Annotated in this window: 18 protein-coding genes and 1 tRNA gene; 11 read left to right on the forward strand and 8 right to left on the reverse strand. The window is 41.4% G+C overall.

Features of this window, described 5'->3' with window-relative positions; all coding sequences use genetic code 11:
* Window positions 1-57: 57 nt before the first annotated feature.
* The 6 genes from porB to MSTHT_RS09755 form a co-directional block, all read right to left on the reverse strand.
* Window positions 58-948, reverse strand: a complete 891-nt coding sequence (gene porB, locus MSTHT_RS09730; protein WP_048167604.1) for a pyruvate synthase subunit PorB — start codon at window positions 946-948, stop codon at window positions 58-60.
* Window positions 945-2,153: a pyruvate synthase subunit PorA gene (gene porA, locus MSTHT_RS09735; protein ID WP_048167605.1), complete on the reverse strand. Its 1,209-nt coding sequence runs from the start codon at window positions 2,151-2,153 to the stop codon at window positions 945-947. Before porA ends, porB begins: the two co-directional genes overlap by 4 nt.
* Window positions 2,153-2,488, reverse strand: a complete 336-nt coding sequence (gene porD, locus MSTHT_RS09740) for a pyruvate synthase subunit PorD (RefSeq protein ID WP_048167606.1) — start codon at window positions 2,486-2,488, stop codon at window positions 2,153-2,155. The genes porA and porD overlap by 1 nt, the downstream gene beginning before the upstream one ends.
* Window positions 2,485-3,033: a pyruvate ferredoxin oxidoreductase subunit gamma gene (locus MSTHT_RS09745; RefSeq protein ID WP_048167607.1), complete on the reverse strand. Its 549-nt coding sequence runs from the start codon at window positions 3,031-3,033 to the stop codon at window positions 2,485-2,487. Before MSTHT_RS09745 ends, porD begins: the two co-directional genes overlap by 4 nt.
* A 590-nt stretch (window positions 3,034-3,623) precedes the next feature.
* Window positions 3,624-4,592 (reverse strand): tRNA dihydrouridine synthase DusB, encoded by a 969-nt coding sequence (gene dusB, locus MSTHT_RS09750; protein ID WP_048167608.1) that lies wholly within the window; start codon window positions 4,590-4,592, stop codon window positions 3,624-3,626.
* 598 nt (window positions 4,593-5,190) lie between these two features.
* Window positions 5,191-5,748: a signal peptidase I gene (locus MSTHT_RS09755; RefSeq protein WP_048167609.1), complete on the reverse strand. Its 558-nt coding sequence runs from the start codon at window positions 5,746-5,748 to the stop codon at window positions 5,191-5,193.
* A 741-nt stretch (window positions 5,749-6,489) separates the two neighbouring features.
* Here MSTHT_RS09755 and MSTHT_RS09760 point away from each other — a divergent pair.
* The 7 genes from MSTHT_RS09760 to MSTHT_RS09790 all read left to right on the forward strand — a co-directional run bounded on the left by MSTHT_RS09760 (window position 6,490) and on the right by MSTHT_RS09790 (window position 16,645).
* On the forward strand, window positions 6,490-8,415 hold the full coding sequence (locus MSTHT_RS09760) for a DNA-directed DNA polymerase II small subunit (protein WP_048167610.1): 1,926 nt from the start codon (window positions 6,490-6,492) through the stop codon (window positions 8,413-8,415).
* 149 nt (window positions 8,416-8,564) lie between these two features.
* Window positions 8,565-9,593, forward strand: coding sequence for a 4-demethylwyosine synthase TYW1 (gene twy1 / locus MSTHT_RS09765; protein ID WP_048167611.1), 1,029 nt, complete (start codon window positions 8,565-8,567; stop codon window positions 9,591-9,593).
* Window positions 9,594-10,281: 688 nt separating this feature from the next.
* Window positions 10,282-11,529 carry a peptide chain release factor aRF-1 gene (gene prf1 / locus MSTHT_RS09770; protein ID WP_048167612.1) on the forward strand — a complete coding sequence of 416 codons (1,248 nt, stop codon included), beginning with the start codon at window positions 10,282-10,284 and terminating at the stop codon, window positions 11,527-11,529.
* A 226-nt stretch (window positions 11,530-11,755) separates the two neighbouring features.
* Complete coding sequence (argS, locus tag MSTHT_RS09775; RefSeq protein ID WP_048167613.1) at window positions 11,756-13,465, forward strand: arginine--tRNA ligase; 1,710 nt, start codon at window positions 11,756-11,758, stop codon at window positions 13,463-13,465.
* A 301-nt stretch (window positions 13,466-13,766) separates the two neighbouring features.
* A complete protein-coding gene (locus MSTHT_RS09780; protein ID WP_048167614.1) occupies window positions 13,767-14,177 on the forward strand; it encodes a hypothetical protein in 411 nt (136 codons plus the stop codon).
* Window positions 14,178-14,315: 138 nt separating this feature from the next.
* Window positions 14,316-15,362: a methionine synthase gene (locus MSTHT_RS09785; RefSeq protein WP_048167615.1), complete on the forward strand. Its 1,047-nt coding sequence runs from the start codon at window positions 14,316-14,318 to the stop codon at window positions 15,360-15,362.
* Between the two features lie 248 nt (window positions 15,363-15,610).
* Window positions 15,611-16,645 (forward strand): methionine synthase, encoded by a 1,035-nt coding sequence (locus tag MSTHT_RS09790; RefSeq protein ID WP_048167616.1) that lies wholly within the window; start codon window positions 15,611-15,613, stop codon window positions 16,643-16,645.
* A gap of 241 nt (window positions 16,646-16,886) precedes the next feature.
* On the opposite strand, the gene MSTHT_RS09795 is transcribed toward MSTHT_RS09790, so the two are convergent.
* Window positions 16,887-17,057: a ribbon-helix-helix domain-containing protein gene (locus MSTHT_RS09795; protein WP_048167617.1), complete on the reverse strand. Its 171-nt coding sequence runs from the start codon at window positions 17,055-17,057 to the stop codon at window positions 16,887-16,889.
* Between the two features lie 287 nt (window positions 17,058-17,344).
* Window positions 17,345-17,418 (reverse strand) — tRNA-Lys (locus MSTHT_RS09800).
* A gap of 517 nt (window positions 17,419-17,935) precedes the next feature.
* On the opposite strand from MSTHT_RS09800, the gene MSTHT_RS09805 reads away from it, so the two are divergent.
* The 4 genes from MSTHT_RS09805 to MSTHT_RS09820 are packed head-to-tail and all read left to right on the forward strand — an operon-like array spanning window position 17,936 to window position 18,925.
* A complete protein-coding gene (locus tag MSTHT_RS09805) occupies window positions 17,936-18,151 on the forward strand; it encodes a TRAM domain-containing protein (protein WP_374756220.1) in 216 nt (71 codons plus the stop codon).
* 53 nt (window positions 18,152-18,204) lie between these two features.
* Window positions 18,205-18,411, forward strand: a complete 207-nt coding sequence (locus MSTHT_RS09810; protein ID WP_048167619.1) for a TRAM domain-containing protein — start codon at window positions 18,205-18,207, stop codon at window positions 18,409-18,411.
* Window positions 18,412-18,464: 53 nt separating this feature from the next.
* Window positions 18,465-18,671 carry a TRAM domain-containing protein gene (locus MSTHT_RS09815; RefSeq protein ID WP_048167620.1) on the forward strand — a complete coding sequence of 69 codons (207 nt, stop codon included), beginning with the start codon at window positions 18,465-18,467 and terminating at the stop codon, window positions 18,669-18,671.
* Window positions 18,672-18,718: 47 nt separating this feature from the next.
* The gene (locus MSTHT_RS09820) at window positions 18,719-18,925 is read left to right on the forward strand and encodes a TRAM domain-containing protein (protein WP_048167621.1); all 207 of its coding nucleotides are present in this window, start codon (window positions 18,719-18,721) and stop codon (window positions 18,923-18,925) included.
* Window positions 18,926-19,168: the final 243 nt, after the last annotated feature.

Raw genomic sequence — 19,168 nt, forward strand, 5'->3', positions numbered from 1 at the left:
GAAAACAGCGCACGATTTCAAAGCAAAAACAAAAATTAAAAAACAGAACTTCAGTTTTCACTGAAGTCCGAAGTGTTCTATGTTCCAGTCTGCTATTGCCTGGATTTTCTTTATTTCTTCTTCTCCACCTTCCATGGTGAAGAGATGCTTGAACCTTTTCTGGGTCTTGAGGTACTCTTCAACCGGTCTTGGGTTCTTGATTTTTCTGACCTGTGTAATTTCCCCATTTTCCATCTCATAAAGGGGCCAGAGGCAGGTTTCGACTGCTAATTTGGCGATCTCAAGGGTCTTTGAGGTGTCAAAGCCCCAGCCTGTTGTACAGGGGGCGTGTGCGTGGATGTAGGTAGGACCAACGATTTCGGTAGCTTTCTTGACCTTACGCATCATGTCCCTCGGGTAGCCTATCGAGGCTGTGGCTACATATGGAGAGCCGTGGGCTGCCATAATGGCAGGCATATCTTTTTTGGGGCGTGGGTTACCAAAGGAAATTTTTCCTGCCGGACTTGTTGTTGTGCTGGCACCGTATGGAGTTCCACTGCTGCGCTGAATCCCGGTGTTCATGTAGGCTTCGTTGTCCATACAGACATAGGTGAAGTCGTGTCCTCGCTCAAAAGCGCCTGAGAGGGCGCCAATTCCGATGTCCATGGTCGAACCGTCGCCACCGATTACTACAATCTTGGTGTTGTTCTTTCTTCCCAGGGCTTTTAACGCAGCTTCAACCCCAGATGCAACTGCGCCTGCGTTTTCAAAGAGGGAGTGGATCCAGGGAACCTGCCAGGCAGAATTCGGGAAAGGTGTGGACATTGCTTCAAGGCAGCCTGTAGGGTTAACTACAATGGTATCAGGGCCTGAGCCCATAAGTGTGAATTTCGCAGCAAAGGCATCACAGCAGCCTGCACAGCCGCTATGCCCTGAGCTGATGTATGTTTTTGGTGCGGGTTTGCTCATAGCAACTCCTCCTTAAGATCCAGGAACTGGCTTTCAACTGTAATCCCGGTCTTTGCAACTTTCTTGGTTTCTTCAATAATCTTTGCAATGCTTTCTGCGCGTACGTCTCGGCCTCCGTGGCCGACTGTGTAACCAATTATGGGTACACGGACATTGCTGTTATAGAGGCAGGACTTGGTTTCGGTAAAGAGAGCACCTTCATTTGTGCCTATGGAGATGTTTTTATCAAGTACGACAACAGCATGTGCGTTCTTGACGGCTTCTCTAATCTGTTCCTTGGGGAAAGGTCTGAAGGATCTTACCTTTAAGACGCCGACCTTTTCTCCTCTTGCCCTGTATTCGTCAACAACGTCCTTAATAGTCCCGAGAATAGAACCCATAGACATGACGATAATCTCAGCGTCATCAAGCATGTATCCGTCAATAAGTCCTCCGTGGAACCTGCCAAAGATTTCCTCGAACTCCTTAGCCACAGCCTCGATTTTCGGAAGAGCTTTTTGCATTGCCTGTTCCTGAAGATACCTGAACTCTTCATAGGTATCCGGAGCTGCAAAGGCTCCGAAGGTCTTGGGGTCTTCAGGGTCAAGAACATTTTCAGGCTGGAAAGCAGGGAGGAAATTATCGGTCAATTCCTGTTCGAGCAGGACAACAGGTTCGTAAACATGAGACAGGATAAAGCCGTCCATGCAGACCATGCCAGGAAGCATTATATCATTGTCTTCTGCGATCTTGTAAAGCTGGGGCAGGGTGTCAGACGCTTCCTGAACATCTTCTACATAGAGTTGAATCCAGCCTGTGTCCCTCTGGGCAATCGCATCCTGGTGGTCGTTCCAGATATTGATCGGTGCGCTTACTGCCCTGTTAGCCACAGTCATTACAATGGGCAGCCTCATTCCCGAGGCGTTGAAAAGCGCTTCGTGCATAAGCAGAAGTCCCTGAGAAGTTGTGGCTGAATATGTTCTTGCGCCGACCGCTGATGCACCTATAAGGGCAGAAATTGCAGAGAATTCAGCTTCCACATTAATGTACTCACAGTTGGGAATTTCCCCATCTGCTATGAACTGCGCCAAGTTTTCAACAATATGGGTCTGGGGAGTAATCGGATAGGCTGAGATTACGTTTGGGTGGCAGATTTTTGCAGCATGGGCTACAGCATAGGAGCCTTCCACAACTACCATTTTTTCCTTGTAAGCTGGGTCAATCATTATTTTTCCTCCAGTATCATTTCAATTGCATCCGCAGGACATTCATTTGCACAGATGCCGCAACCCTTGCAATAATCATAATCGTATTCAAAAAAGCCGTCTTCCCTGGGCTTGACAGACATATCAGGGCAGACAATCTCGCAGATTCCGCACTTAGTGCATTTTTCATAAATATAAACAGGACGGAAATTTCTCCAGCCGCCGGTTTTGTTCTTAAGGGTTGAACCAGGCTTACAGACTCTGCAGCGTGTAATGTTTATACCCGTCTCTTCTTTTTCCTCGGTTTTCAGAACTTCAGGGCGTATTTTGCGGTCTTGCTCAGATCCGTTACTCATGCCTCTTCCCCCCTGATGAGCTTATAGGCTTTCTGAATGGCGTTTGCATTCTTCTCTCCAACTCTTCCAGGAAAACGAGCCATTATTGCATGCTTGATGGATTCAACATTGATCTCACCAGTTGCACCCGCAAAAGCACCAAGGAGGACAGTGTTTACAATGGGGACACCTATAATGTCCATTGCCACCTTTGTGGCATCCACGGTCATGACCCTGGCTTTTGTGTTGAGTTTCAGGCTTTCCGGCGCTTCTGTTGTGTTAACAATAATTATCCCATCATCTTTTATCCCGCTTGCAACGTCAACAGTCTCAAGCAGAGTTGCATCCTGGACAATAACATAATCAGGAGTATAAATCTGGCTTCGAAGCCTGATAGGACGATCGCTAATCCTCGTGAATGCCTGCACCGGGGCACCTCTACGCTCTACCCCAAAAGCGGGGAAGGCCTGGCTGAACTTTCCATCCTCAAAGGCTGCAACGGCAAGTAGTTCAGCCGCGGTAACAGAACCCTGGCCTCCTCGACCGTGTATTCTGATTTCCTTCATCTGGATTCTCCTTTTTAATGCGGTTTTATCTACCGTTTTCTAATGTCTTTCTGTATTTTTGCTGTGCTCGGCAGTCTGTTTGGCAAATTTTAATTAGCTGTCTAGCACACTGCTAGTAATTAAATATTAATCGAGTTAATCTAATATTATTCAATTTATTAGTCTGTCAGATACTACAGACACTAACTGCAGACACTATATGTATCTGACTACAGACACTATATGCATCTGATTCTTTCCTCAGGCACTAGCACTAATACAATACGTTATAATGCAAATGCAGGTTCAGGTATCAAAAAAAATCCTGGGTGGCAAATTGTTAACCTGCGTCTCCTTCATTAAGTTAAGTTGATATTGAAAGCGTTTTTAATTTTGAGTTTACGCCGTTTTGTGCCTGATAGTTCATGGATAATAGTGTAGAATATATTAGGTTTTCGGTGAAATGAAAGAAATTTTTGTATATATTTCTAATTTACAATTATTTTTTTAGCGTATTATATCATTATTTTTCAGGTTAACCAGTTTTCTTTATTTGTTTTGTCGCATTATATCTGTAAACAAATATTCTTTAAAAAATATGGGATATTTTATTATTTCGGCTGAGAGTAATTCCCTATTAGCTCAATCAGCGCCTTCCCATCCTTCAGATTATTGATCTTTTCCCTAATCTGCCGCGAGCCGTGCAGCCCCTTTGTAAACCAGTGGGCATGCATTCTTACATTTGTGGATGAACAGAGATTATATTCTTCAAGTAAGGCAACATAGGTCTTGAGATCCTCCAATTGCTGGGCTTGCCTATTAACTTCCAGTTTTTCTCCGGTCTCCAGATAATGCTTTATTCTTTTAAAAATAAAGGGATTTCCTATTGCCGCACGCCCGATCATAAGCCCGTCACAACCTGTAAAATCAAGTGTTGCCTCGGCAGATTCTTCATCCCTTATGTCACCATTTGCAATAACTGGAATAGAAAGCTCACGTTTGACCGCTCTGATCGCAGCAAGGTCCGAACTTCCGGAGTACATCTGCTTTGCCTTCCTGCCGTGCACTGTCAGAGCTGAAGCTCCAGCCCTTTCGATAAGGCGTGCAATCTCAAGGGTTTTCTCTTCTCTTTCAAGAATGCGGATCTTTGCTGTTACAGGAGTTTTCAGAACAGCGGTCATCTCTGAAATTATTTCATATACAGCTGTTTTAGAATTGAGAAGAGCTGAACCGCATCCTGTCCCTGTAATACGTTTTGCAGGACAGCCCATATTCACGTCGATAAGTTCAGGCTTGTATTCATCCTCAATAAAGATTGCAGCTTCCCTCAGCTTCTCAGGGGAACTTCCTACAAGCTGAATCCCAAAAGGCCGATCTGCAGGGGAAGAGAGTCCTTTAAGAAGCGCCTTTCGGTTTCTGTTGAGCAGCGCATCTGCACTGATCATCTCAGTGTAGGTAATATCAGCTCCATTCTGCCTGCAGAGCAGCCTGAAAGCCAGGTTTGTCACATCCGCCATAGGCGCAAGAAGAAGGTTCCCAGAAGTTTCGATCTTGCCAATTTTTAATTTATTGAGTTTCATTTTTCCGAAAACTTTTACCTGTTTTTTGATCGTGTTTCACTGTTTTTCTAATTGTTACTTTCCAATTATTATGTGACCATTTTTCAAGCTATTACTCTGACTGCTTTCTCATTCCCTTCCTTTATTTATCTATTTTGGAATTGCTTCCTTATACTAGAGATTTAAATCCATATTTTTTTCTGTAGTTTATGAAATTTTATTTAAATTTCAGGGTTCTTCGGCTTTTTCACTTTTCTTGATTTTGAGGCTTTTTTCTGACTTCTTAAGACATCATGCTAACTTTTTGAGGTATTGTTCTAACTTTTTGAGATTTGCCCTGACTTCTTAAGACTTTGTTCTTATATTTTTCACTCCATATAATTCATCAAAAGTTCTACTCTGATTTAGTAAGACAAAAAATCTGCATAAAATCTGCATAAATCTGCATAAACACTGACAAAATTCCTGCAACTGGTTAGCTTCAGAAAACAAAAACAGGATGTCGAACTGGTTGGTTAAGAAAACAGGTTAAGAGAGCTAAAACAGGATGTCGAATTGGTTGGTTAAGAAAACAGGTTAAGAGAGCTAAAAATAAGAGGTTGAGCAGCCATAAACCTACTCATGAGAACAAAAGCCTGACATATCCCGCATAAGGGATTCTGTACTTCGCAACTCCTATAATCCACTCATCTTTTACAGGCGTTTCGTAGCTTATCTGTCCTTCCTGGTCAAAGTGGCTATTGGTTATAACATTATCTCCTTTGGTAATATAGCCGGAATACGGAGCAATGGGACCGTTCTCCCACATAGGCTCTCCGGCATCCACTCTGTACATAGCTCTATGAATTATCGGGGTTACCCCTTCCTCTCCATATGGACGGTAAAGGATAACATCTCCATAATCTTCAAAAGACTTATAGCCTATATTTTTGCCTTCCTCATTCGTGATAATATCCACTCTATCGGCGCTTTTGATAAAAATAATGTCTCCTACCTGCATATGCGGTTCCATACTCCCCGACTCCACCGCAACCATAGGAGTCCAGAGTCCGAATACCAGCTTGGAAAAGACCATGAAAATGATCAGGATAGCTGCAACAGACAGCAAGTCCTTTCCAAGGGAAACCCAGGGGCTTTCCTGTTCCTGGACGCTGTTTTCCTTATTAATCTCGCTCATAATCAGCCTTTATTCTTTTGATTTTATTCTTAGGGTGCTGCATTATAGTTCATTCGGCTTTATATTTAATCCGAATATTCGGTTGAAATTTATTTGATTGAACCCTGTAACCTCAGGGTCATAATAAGATCTTCATGTATCTAATGCAGCTGCAGAACCATTTACAGTTCTGCACTTTACTGTTCTGACTTATATAAAGTTAGTCAAAATTAGTTACTGGATCTTCTCAGCAGATTTACTCAAGATTTGTTTTTATTGTATATTAATTTTCAATTAACTTTTTCATTATTCAACATTTATCATTTATAATATTTCGTATTTCTATAAATAATAAACAAATTTATTCAATACACAGGAGCCAACATTCATTACATAACAGAAGAATTGAAATCCATCTACAATAAGTAAGAATTGAGCTTCTTCTGCGATAAGTAAGAATTGGGATTTTTCCTACAGCAAGTAAGTATTGGAACCAGTTCTATATAAATCAGAACTAATATCTGTTCTGAAATAGGCAGGGATTAATAAGCATAAATATCTACCGGAACATATAAAAGTTTCATAAGGTTCTTCTTTAGAGTAACGAGTTAAATTTAGCGTATTATTCTGCATCTTATTAGTTTTTATATTAAGCAGGCTTTTGCTTTAATCCAGTTCCAAAGTGAGACTGGCTTCATGCCAGACCAGGAATGAGGAGAGATCAGAAAAAATTCAAATAGTCAGAAAGGGCAGGTTGAAATTATGGAAAGAAGTAGTATTATAAGGGCTGTTATGGAAAAAGCATATCAGATCAGCCCTGAAGCCGTAGAACTTATCTATTCCAGTGACTCTCCCGAAGACCTGCTTGAATATGTGCTTTCAACTGTAAATGAATCTGTTATTGTCATAGGGATCGAAGATATAAATCTTCAAGGCTTTGCTGCTTCTAGAAAGGCTTCAAAACTGATTTACACAGGAAATAGAGAATACCCTGATTTCGAAACTTCTTCAGAATTAGAACCTATTTCTCCTTCCGAACCTGTTACCTCCCCAGATCCTGATTCTATTATTGTAAATCCTGACCCGGCGGTAGAGTCATCTCAAGACCCTGTCTCTGATGCTATTTCAGTCCCGGACACTGTTCCAGGCACGGTTCGGAATATGGATTATGAACCGGTTTCAGATACTCAACCAGGCACTTTTAAATCCGAGGAAGTTCCGCCCTCTTATCTCGTTTCAAACTCCCCTTCTGCAGCAAAGACACCGCCTCCTATTTTTTCTTCTAGTTCATCCCAGGCTATAAACAGGTTAGCTTCTTCTTTTTTTGGACAGGAGAGCTCTCTTCCCTCTTCTTCAAATCGGATTTTCAGGGAAGAGCTGTATTCCTCCGCTTCTGGCAGCAGGCTATTCTCCAGCTCCAGAGATGAATACAAAAGTTATCCGGGCAGAAATCCCGTAACCGTAATTTCCGATATAACAGGTCATTCCACCTGCGTTGGAGAGTATATGCAGTTTGTGCAGTATTTCAGGGACAGATATAGCAGGCTTTCGGAGATTATCCGCGGAAGAATCAATGCACGCCCAATCGAAAGTTTAAAAAGACGAAATTTCCGCAGAGGAGGAGAAGGGGGTTTTGAAGAAATCTCGATCATAGGTATGGTTTCGGATATCAGTAACACAACCAATGGTCACAAAATTCTGTCTCTGGAGGACCCGACAGGCTTTTTTCCAGTTCTTATTCGAAATTCCGATAAGGAGCTATTTGAGCAAGCCTCAAGAATTCTTCTTGATGAGGTCATAGGGGTAACGGGTTCGATAACAAATGATGGGAGCCTTATGCTCGCTACAAAGTTAATACAGCCCGATGTCCCGAATAATATTCAGCGCAGGACCGGAAGTCATGGAAAAGCTGTCCTGATTTCGGATGTGCATGTGGGCAGTTCCAAATTTCTGGAAGATGCCTGGCTGGATTTCCTGGACTTTCTGAAAGGAGAGTCGGATTTAGAAAGTATGCGAGAGCTTGCAGCCAGTGTCCGTTATGTTGTTATTGCAGGAGACCTTGTTGATGGAATAGGGATCTACCCTGACCAGGAAATGGAACTGGACATCCTGAATGTCTATGAGCAGTACAGGAAAGCTGCCGAGTATATCAGGGAAATTCCAGAGCATATTCGCGTAATAATAAGTCCGGGCAACCACGATGCTGTTCGCCAGGCAGAACCTCAGCCCGCTCTGCCGGAAAGTATTCAGGCAGATTTCCCTGAGAATGTTATTTTTGTTGGCAATCCTGCGCTTATAGAGCTTGACGGCGTTCAGCTTCTTATCTATCACGGCAGGTCAATTGACGATCTTGTTGCGAGTATACCTGGAGTCTCGTATCAGGAGCCTGCAGGTGCAGTTCTTGAGATGCTGAAGCGCAGGCACCTTGCTCCTACCTACGGGAGCCGGGTTTCCATATCCCCCGAGAAAAAAGATTATTTTGTAATCGACCCTGTGCCTGATATCATCCATACAGGCCACGTTCACACCCTTGGAGTCCAGCGCTATAAAAATGTCCTTCTTGTCAATTCTGGAACCTGGCAGGACCAGACCGAATTCCAAAAGCGTGTAAATCTAGTGCCTATGCCTGCAAGAGTCCCGATTGTGGATCTAGAGAATTTTGATGTAAAGATTCTTGCTTTTGATTGAGTTTAATCGAATTTTAAACTAGACTGAGCTCTTTAAATTGCTGGAAAGATACAAACAATAGAGGTTATTGTTGGTTTTGTGTTACTGAAGCTATCTGCAAAATTATTTTCCGATTCTTATATATACCACAAAGATTTAATATGCGGAAAATGCCTATGGAAGAAAAAAAGAGAAATACCGGGGAAGATTTCCCAGAAGTTCAGGAAAAAAATGGAGGTGGAGAATCTACTTCTCTTCCATTTGATATACCTGATTTTAAAACCCTCCTGAAAAAGCAGGGCTATGCTCTAGCAGGTCGCCATTCGGCTGTAAAGACCTGCCTCTGGCTCAGGCACGCTATGAACGGGCAGGGCTCCTGTTATAAATCGAAGTTCTATGGAGTTCAGTCCCACCGCTGCCTTCAAATGACTCCAACGCTTATGTGCAACCAGCGTTGTCTTTTCTGCTGGCGCCCAACTGAGGTTCCCGTTCCTGCACCTGAGGAGTGGGATTTACCTGAGAAGATAGTGGAAGAAAGCATTGCCTGCCAGCGTAAGTTGATCACTGGTTATGGCGGTTCTCCGAATGCACTTAAAGAACGCTGGCTTGAGGGCAATGAGCCGAACAATGTTGCGATTTCGCTGTCTGGAGAACCTACCTTATATCCTTATCTTCCGGAACTTATTGAAGAATATGAAAAAAGAGGCTTTACGACTTTTCTTGTGACAAATGGTACAGTTCCGGACATGTTTGCAAAAATTTCCCCTTCCCAGCTCTATATGAGTCTTGATGCGCCGGATCTTGAGACCTATCTGAAGGTCTGCCAGCCCAGATCACCTGCGCTCTGGGAAAAGATCAACGAGTCTCTATCCATAATGAAGCAGAAAAAATCAAGAACAGTCATCCGGACCACCCTGGTTAAAGGTGAAAATATGTTCAAGCCTGAAGCTTATGCCAGGCTTATAGAAAAAGCCTCCCCTGACTTTGTGGAGGTAAAAGCGTACATGCATCTGGGTTTCTCAAGGCTCAGGCTTGATCGCTCAGCAATGCCGACTCATGAGGAAGTTCTTGAGTTTTCGAAGGAACTTGCAAAGCATCTGGGATATAAGATCGCAGACGAATCCGAAATCAGCAGAGTAGTCCTGCTCTCAAAGGATGGGAACAAGTCTCCTGTTAGAAATCTTTCCTTTCCTGATTAATTCGTTCTTTAACTTCCTGAGTCTCTTAATTGATAGCCAGCAATTTGTGAGGTCGGATACAGGAAGATTTTTATATTAGTATGAATATATAAAATAAGTTAGGGGATAGAAACAAATATAAACTCAGGTTTCAATTAGCATATAATTCCGCCAGGGATTAATCCAATTTTATACTAATTGATACAGTTGAGAAAGATTATGTCTCATATCTAGTGATATCAACAGAGCACGAAGCAGAACAGGCTTACGCAATCAGGAGCTGTTTCTTACCGGAACTCTGGAATCCGGCTTTTCCGGGATGCGTATTGTTACTTTTCAGTTTTTCGTGTTCTAAGCGGTTTTTACATTTGGCTTTCGGTTGAGACGGGAACTCGCTGTGTGATTATCATTACATGTTCTATGAAAACCTTGTTAAGCTAACCGAAAAGCTAAATGAATGACAAACTGAGAAATAAAATTTATTAAGATTCCTATTAAAAGTTAAAATTGATTCAAATACAAGAAAACTGGAGTTTAAGCAGTTTTAGGCAATCCAATATTCAAGTTTAATCTGCCTTAAATTTATCAAACTCAATTAAAAAATATCTCAAATCAAATAGTAAAATTAGATAGTAAATTCGATAACGGATTCAATTTCAAATTACCAGAATATCAGATTTTGTTACTATCTTTACGGGGAACTTTTAAAATGACTGAACAATCGGCACATGAGAAATATGAATTTAAAAAGAAGCTTGAAAGCCTGAGGAATAAGAAGGGAAGAAGTACAGAGTTAATTTCGCTTTATATACCTCCTGACAAGCAGATTTTTGACGTTACAAACCAGTTGAAAGAGGAACACGGGCAGGCTGCAAACATCAAATCCAAACTCACCAGAACGAACGTACAGGGAGCTATTGAATCTCTTCTCTCAAGGCTCAGATACCTGGACAAGGTGCCTGAAAACGGAATAGTGTATTTCACAGGAGCTGTGGATATAGGAGCCAACAAAACGAGCATGGAAAGTGAAGTAATCGTCCCTCCGGAGCCCATCACTGTTTATAAATATCACTGTGACTCAAGTTTCTATCTTGAGCCCCTGGAAGAGATGCTCAAAGATAAGGGCACTTTCGGGCTTTTGGTACTTGACCGCAGGGAAGCTACAATAGGGCTTCTGGTAGGAAAACGAATCCAGGCTTTACGCAACCTGACTTCTACAGTTCCGGGCAAGCAAAGGAAAGGTGGTCAGAGTTCTCACCGTTTCCAGCAGCTCAGGCTCATTGCTATCCACGATTTCTACAAGAGGATAGGAGATGCTGCGAGTGAGATTTTCCTTGCGGTTGACCCTAAAGATCTGAAAGGTATCCTGATAGGAGGGCCTTCCCCTACGAAAGAAGAGTTCTACGCCGGAGAGTTCCTGCACCATGAACTTATGAAGAAGATACTTGGACTCTTTGATACGGCTTATACGGATGAATCCGGGCTTTCGGAACTGGTCAATGCTGCCGGAGATAAACTTCAGGATCTTGAGCTCGTTGGACAGAAGAATGCTGTCAGAGCTTTTTTCAAAGAGCTTATTGCCGATTCAGGCAAAGTAGCTTATGGGGAAACTCAGGTTCGGGCAAACCTTGAGATTAATGCTGTGGATGTGCTTCTGCTTTCCGAGGATTTGCGGGCTGAAAGGGTAACCACCACCTGCAGTGTTTGCGGATATGAAAATAAGTGGACACGGCGCTGGAAGCCCGGGGAACCCGCTCCTGCAGCAGGAACCTGTCCGAATTGTGGAGCTTCACTTGAAGTCACAGACGTTACTGATGTTGTGGATGAACTCTCAGCACTTGCTGACAAAAGCAATGCAAAAGTTGTTTTTGTATCTACGGACTTTGACGAAGGCTCGCAGCTTATGAACGCTTTCGGCGGCATTGCTGCAATCCTCAGGTACAGCACTGGGGTATAATCTCCCCAGCCTCCTACCCAATACTTTTTATCCAATACTTTTTTAATTAAACTGTCCTTAGGACATTTATCAAATATAGCAGGTTAAAATTAGCGAATTAAATTGTAAGCTAAAACCAGCAATTGAATTGTAAATTAATTTAATTAAATTATGAGTTAAAACTGTAAACGGAGTCCATAAATCAAAATTACCACATAATTCTCGTACTTTTTACAGGTGATTTATCTTGTTTCTGGAATTTAAAGCTCAGGCTACATCAATCTTAAAAGACGCTATTCGAAAGGCCGGACTTGAAATCGAAGATTCCGAACTTTATTTTGAAACCTCTTCTCACGCTGACCTTGCAAGCAGAGCCGCTTTCAGGCTGGCAAGCATGTACAAACAAAACCCGAAAGAGCTTGCGGCTCGTATCGTTTCTGCAATCGAAATTCCAGATGGTTCATATATAGGAGAGGTAAGTGCTTCTGGCCCTTACATTAACTTTTATGCAAGCAGGCACTATCTGGACAGCACAGTTACCACAATTCTGGAAGAGAAAGAGAAATTTGGCTGCGGGACCTCAAAAGGCAAAATCTTACTTGAACATACTTCAGCAAACCCAAACGGGCCGCTGCACGTGGGGCATATTCGGAATTCTATTATTGGAGATACCCTTGCCCGCATTCTCAGGCGAGCAGGATATGACGTTGAGGTACAGTACTATGTCAATGACATGGGCCGCCAGATTGCAGTAGTTTCCTGGGCGTGTGAACGCTTCAAGCTTGATCTTTCCAGAAAACCCGATGCTGCTATTGCCGATGTATATATAAAAGCTAATGTCGAGCTGGACAAAAACCCAGAATATGTAAAAGAAATTGATGCCCTTATGGAAAAGGTAGAAGCTGGGGATGTCAGGACAATAGATAGTTTTGATAAGGCAGTTTCCCTGGCGATTTCCGGGATTAAAGAAACCCTGTCTCGCCTGAACGTTGTCCACGACAAGTTTGTCAGTGAATCAACTTTCCTTAAATCTGGAGCTGTATATGACATTGTAGAGAGGATCAAAGCTACAGGAAGGACAAAAATTGATAAAGGAGCCCTTGTGGTAGACCTTTCGGACTATGGATTTGAGAAAACCCTTGTTATCCAGCGTTCAAACGGCACTTCCCTTTATACGACAAGGGACCTTGCCTACCACGAATGGAAAGCCAGACAGGCTGACCGCATAATCGATGTTCTCGGAGCTGACCACAAGTTAATCTCAGCCCAGCTCAGGGCTACTCTGAACGCAATTGGAGTTAAGGAACCTGAAATTGTAATTTTCGAGTTTGTTTCTCTTCCTGAAGGCTCTATGAGCACCCGCCGCGGGCAGTTCATAAGTGCAGATGAGCTCTTTGATAGGGTTACGGAAGCTGCCTTTGAACAGGTAGAAGCTCGCCGCCCTGAAACCTCCTACGAGTTCAAGAAACAGGTTGCGGAAGCAGTAGGAATGGGTGCAGTAAGATACGATATAGTACGGGTTTCACCTGAGAAGTCCACGGTTTTCAACTGGAAGGAAGCTCTTGACTTCGAAAAGCAAGGCGCTCCCTATATCCAGTATTCCCACGCCCGTGCCTGCAGTATTCTCGAGAAAGCAAAAGAAGAAGCAGCCTGGGACCCCTTAATAAAAATTGAGCCTGCTCTGCTTGTCGAGGATACTGAAATCGATCTCATAAAAAAGATGGCAATGTTTGACAGCATAATCGACCTTGGAGCCCGCGAATTGAAACCTCATGTACTTGCAATTTATGCCCGTGAACTTGCCGATGCCTTTAACCAGTTCTACCGCTTCGTCCCTGTAATTGCTGCTGAGGACGAGAAAATCAGGGCTGCAAGGCTGGCTCTTGTGGATTGTGCAAGAATTGTGCTTGCAAACTCGCTTGATACGCTTGGAATCGCAGCTCCTGAATCAATGTAAAGGATAGAATCCAGAAAAAGAGAGCTTAAGATTTCTCTATCCTTTTTTCTTTTCTTATTATTATCTCATTTCTCTATCCTTTTTTCTTATTATTTCCTTTGTTTACTTTCTTACCTTACTATTTGAGTATGATTCAGATACTTCTTGATGTCGTCTGGACTAATAACTGGTGGAAAACTCACATCTGCTTCCATATAGAGGAATTTGAGAAAAATATAAAATCTTTGCAGCAAAAATAACAATTTATAACTACGCTGCTTGATACAAAAATAACAGTTCATAACTGCTGCTGCTTGATATTATGACCACCATAAACGAAGCTTTTCGGATGTTCTTGGATGAACAGGAAGCCAGCTTGAAGCCTGATGTCTTCCTAGACTTTGAAGATGTGATCCTTCTCTATGAAGAATTCCTGGAATTCAGCGCCGAAGATTCCTTTTCCGAGGAAGACAGAGAGCTTTACTATGTCCAACACGAGCACGAGAATAAGAGTTACTGCGACATTTTCAGCCCTGAGCATCTTACCCCCTACGGAATTAAGAGTTTTCTCGATGATTACGTAGTTGAGGTCGGAGGAGGCAAGAAGCTAGTTGGAACAGCTGCCAGAGTCCTGGAAAAGTTCTTTGAGTGGGCTCTGGAAAAAGGTTTAATCGACGAGAAAGCTTTTGAAGTAAACAGTGAGCTTCTCAGGAAATATAAGAAAAGGTATTGAGTAGCTTGAGAAAGATAAATAGATGAGTATTTGCAAATAGAGGCTTATAATAAAAATCTGCTTCTCTTCTTTACTTTGAATTTTTACTTAAGTTTATTCCAATACTTATAATACTCGAGACTGTCTTACATATCAGGTATGCAGGAGATTATTTTTATTGATGGAGGCAGTATTCCCACGCCTGAAGGCATTACAAGGGAATGGGTAAAGACTGCGGCTGAGAATAGGGATGAGGATGAGAAACTTTTTTCCATGATCAGGGAAGCTTTCCGGAAGAAAATCGATGTGGGAGTGCATGTTCCCACTTATCCTCAGTTCAGGGATATGATAGGGCAGTTCCTTGATATCATCAAAGACGAAAAGAACTGTTATGAACCATATGTACTCAAAGAGGAAAATGCAAAAATCCTTGAAATGGAGATAATCGACGAAGTTGCGAAGCAGTACAGGGAAGAAACAGGAGAAACTCTTGAAGTCAGGGTTTGTGTCGCAGGTCCTACAGACCTCTACCTTCAGGCTTTCGGGGAAACGAATTATGTCGATGCGTATCACGTTCTTGCGCTGGATATTGAAAATTTCATAAAGCAGGCATTCGTGGCTGCGAAGAATTTCAAAATAAAGGTTATAGCCCTGGATGAACCAAGTCTAGGGATAAATGACAGAATCCAGTTTTCTGATGCTGATATTATATCCGCTCTCACCGTTGTTTCGACTTATGCAAGAAAGCAGGGAGTAGATGTGGAAATTCACTTGCATTCCCCGCTAAAATATAAGCTTGTTTGCGAGACGCCTATCAATGTTCTAGGTTTTGAATATGCGGCAACTCCTTCCTATCTGAATCTTCTGGATAAGCAAGTGCTTGAGGACTCAAATACTTACATTAGGCTTGGTGTTTCAAGAACTGATATTTCCAGCCTTATAGGCATTGTTAATGAAACATACGGGGTCAATGCCTGGAAAGACAGGGAATATATGCAAAAAATCGTTACAGACCTTGAAACCCCTGAGGTTATAAAAAAGAGGCTTGAAACAGGTTATTCCGTGCTCGGAGACCAGATAAAGTATGCAAGTCCGGATTGTGGGCTTGCTTTCTGGCCAGATCAGGAGCTTGCTTTTAAACTGCTTGAGAATACTGCAAAAGGTGTCAATGAATTTAATGCAGAAAATGTAAGGCAGGAAGAATAATCTTTTCCTGAATAATTTAATAGCCGGACGAAAACTTAGTTTCTTAAATTTTTCATTTTATTTATTTGATTTTTTTTCTTTTTCTAGTATTGTTTTCTTTTTTATTTCTCCAATTTTTTCTTTTTTACAGGATTGTTTTCTTTTTATTTATTCGGTTTTTTTCCTTTTCTACCAGTATTTTTTCTATATTTTTACTTTTTTTCTGTCCTTCCAATAACGCTAAATCCTTACAGGTCTACTAAGAGGACATGGAAGAAATCATCTTTGACGATATTGGAAGTTATCCCCTTCCTGAAGGAGTTAGTAAGGAATGGATCCAAAATGCCTTTAAAACAAGAGAAGAAGATGAGAAACTCTTTACGGTTATCAATGATGCCTTTCAGCAGAAAATAGATGCAGGTGTGGATGTTCCTACCTATCCGCAGTATCAAGATATGAACGAGCAATTCCTGAAGGTTATCAGGGATTCTAACTGCTGTGACAGCCCTTTTGAGGTGAAACTTGAATGCGCCAGGATTGAGGAGCTTGAGGCAATAGAGAAGGTTGCAAAAGCCTATAAAGAGCAGTTTGGAGAGACACTTAAGGTCCGGATCTGTGTAACCGGTCCGACTGAACTTTATTTGAGAGAATTTGGAGGCACACAGTACACGGATATTTATTCTCTTCTTGCAAAAAGCGTGAACAATTTCGTTAGAAACTCCATGAGATCTGCAAAAAATTTCAAGATTACAACGGTTTCTATTGATGAGCCAAGTATCGGGTTGAACCCCGAGATAACTTTTGATGAAAATGATATTATCTCGGCTCTTACCAACGCTTCAAAGGCGGCAAGTAAATGGGGAGCCGACGTAGAGATTCACCTTCATTCACCTCTCTACTATAATCTTGCCTGCGAAGCTCCCACAATAAACGTTATAGGAGTAGAATCTGCAGGCACGCCTTCCTATCTGGAACTCATAGACAGGAAAATACTGGAAGACACGGATTCTTTCCTGAGACTCGGGATTGCAAGAACTGATATCTTCACTCTGGCAGGAGTCCTTAATGAAATGTACTGTACCAATGTCTGGAAAGACCAGAAATATCTTTCGGAGATTGTTAGCCAGCTTGAGACCCCGGATACTATAACCAAGAGGCTCAGGGTCTATTACAGGCGCTTTGGCAATCTAATAAAATATGTGGGTCCTGACTGCGGGCTGGGCTCCTGGCCTAACCAGAGGATGGCTTTTATCCTGCTTTCCAATGTAGCTCAGGGTATAAGAAATTTCAAGGGTTTTCTCTAATCCTGAACTCTTTAATTAGCTTTTATATGAAATAAATTTCACGAATTCCTGTATTGCAAGGTTTGCAGCCTGAGATATCAGGCTCCATTTTTCCTTCCAGTGGAAATTACACTAGAGATAGGATTTCTTAAAAAATAGCCGACAGATGTCAAAGCACAGTGGAAATAAAGGGGTAATTTTTATTATCTATTTTTATAATTATTTTTCCCAGGGTTTATTCGTCTTTACTTATCTCTTCTGATCATTTATCGAGTCTCCCATGCCTTCTATCGATCTCGTCCATCATATCCAGCATCTTTCTAATCGCAGTTCGGATAGCGTCAGACTGGCTGACAAACTTCTTGTTATCTCCTACATGCCTGTTAAGGTCATCCAGAAGTTCCTGAGGAATTTCAACGCTTACTTTTGGCATTAGAGTTACACCTATTCAGATTTTTTATACATTGAAGTTGATTAAGCAATTAATTTATTTCTAAATGTATTGCTCTTTTAATGAGATAAGATTAAATAAACCTGTTTAATGAGCTGTTGAGTTGAAAATTCGACTTGAAATGAACAGATTTACTATTCATGATCATATATTCTTTGATATTTTTGCACCAAACAATATGATAGCTGGATACTGTAATTTCACTGAGAAAAATCTAATAAAATGCAGGCTTTTAAAGCAGAAAATTCCAATAAAAAAGATGATAGTAGCGGGCCCGAAGGGATTTGAACCCCCGGCCTATGGATTAAGAGTCCATCGCTCTGCCTGACTAAGCTACGGGCCCATGCATTGTTATTCTCATTGAATGAGCGACTCTCAAAATGTATCTTTAAATATTTATAAGTTTCGGCACAGGCTTTTATCTCTCAAATCTTTCCATAATTGAACCCGAATTTATAGAACTTATTCAGATTTCTCAGGAAAACTTGCTTTATAGAAATTTTTACCTTTAATATATAAATATCTTTTATTGTAATCCATTTTATTTTTTATAGAAATTGATCTTACTTAAGTATCTTTGAGATTGAAAATCAGAAGTCTGAAAACCATGCACTATATTTTCTTAACTCCATTATTTTTCTTTTTTTAGAGATATTAATGCAAAACGTTATATACAAGCGAATATGAGTATGACCAATTAATTGACTTATCCGAAGCTCTGTTGGGGATTAGTTAATCAAATAGATTAAGTAGAATTTGTACTTCCTGAATTTGGGTTCTCAAGTTTGGCTTGTTAAGTACTTTTTTTACTCTTTTCTGTCGATAGAGCTTTCTTAAGCCGATTAATAGAAGTTAAAGGAATGAATGTAATGTTTAAAGATGAAAATACTTCTGTGCCCGTTGAAGAGGGCGAAACCTACGATGTAACTATTCAGGATATTGCGCGCCTGGGAGACGGCATTGCCCGTATCGAAGGTTTTGTAGTTTTTGTCCCGAATACCAGTGTTGGCGATGAAGTCCGGATTAAAGTAGAAAGAGTGCTTCCCAAATTTGCGTTTGCGAGCATTGTCGAGTAAATGCAGGGAAATAAAATCACATTAAATTAAGGTAAATTAAAGGAATGGTTTTCATGTTTAGAGAAGAAATTCGCTCAATTCCTGTCGAAGAGGGCGAAGTTTACGATGTAACAATTCAGGACATTGCTCGTCAAGGAGATGGCATTGCTCGCATTGAAGGTTTTGTTATCTTTGTCCCGGGCACTAAAGTCGGTGACGAGGTTCGGATTAAAGTCGAAAGAGTACTCCCCAAGTTCGCATTTTCAAGCGTTGTCGAGTAAATGCAGGGAAATAAAATCACATTAAATTAAGGTAAATTAAAGGAATGGTTTTCATGTTTAGAGAAGAAATTCGCCCAATTCCTATCGAAGAGGGCGGAATTTATGATGTAACAATTCAGGACATTGCTCGTCAAGGAGATGGCATTGCTCGCATTGAAGGTTTTGTTATCTTTGTACCGGGCACCAAAGTTGGCGATGAAGTCCGGATTAAAGTCGAAAGAGTGCTTCCCAAATTTGCGTTTGCGAGCATTGTCGAGTAAGTGTAGGGAAATAAATTATATTAACTTTAGTTATTGGGATGATTTTTATGTTCAGAGGCGAAAGTAGCTCTGTTCCTGTCGAAGAGGGCGAAGTTTACGATGTAACAATTCAGGACATTGCTCGTCAGGGAGACGGCATTGCCCGCATTGAGGGCTTTGTTATCTTTGTCCCGGGCACCAAAGCTGGCGATGAAGTCCGGATTAAAATTGAAAGGGTTCTCCCTAAATATGGTTTTGCAAGCCTGGTTGAATAAACAGGATGCTCCAAATGAAAAAAGCAAGACTGAGGAATCAATAATTCTTCAGTCTTTTTACTTCTTTCATCTTATTAATTAATCTCCGGAACTTTAAGGCTTGGAATTACTTTTCTTTAATCTGTTCCTTGTTTTGATATAACTAGATATTCTCAGTATATTTTTGGTCTATTGTATTGTTCTCAATTCTTTTTGACCGGATTATTTTTTTGTTTATTTTTCAGTTCAATTGTATGTTTTATT

This window comes from Methanosarcina thermophila TM-1, from assembly GCF_000969885.1.
Classification (GTDB): Archaea; Halobacteriota; Methanosarcinia; order Methanosarcinales; family Methanosarcinaceae; genus Methanosarcina; species Methanosarcina thermophila.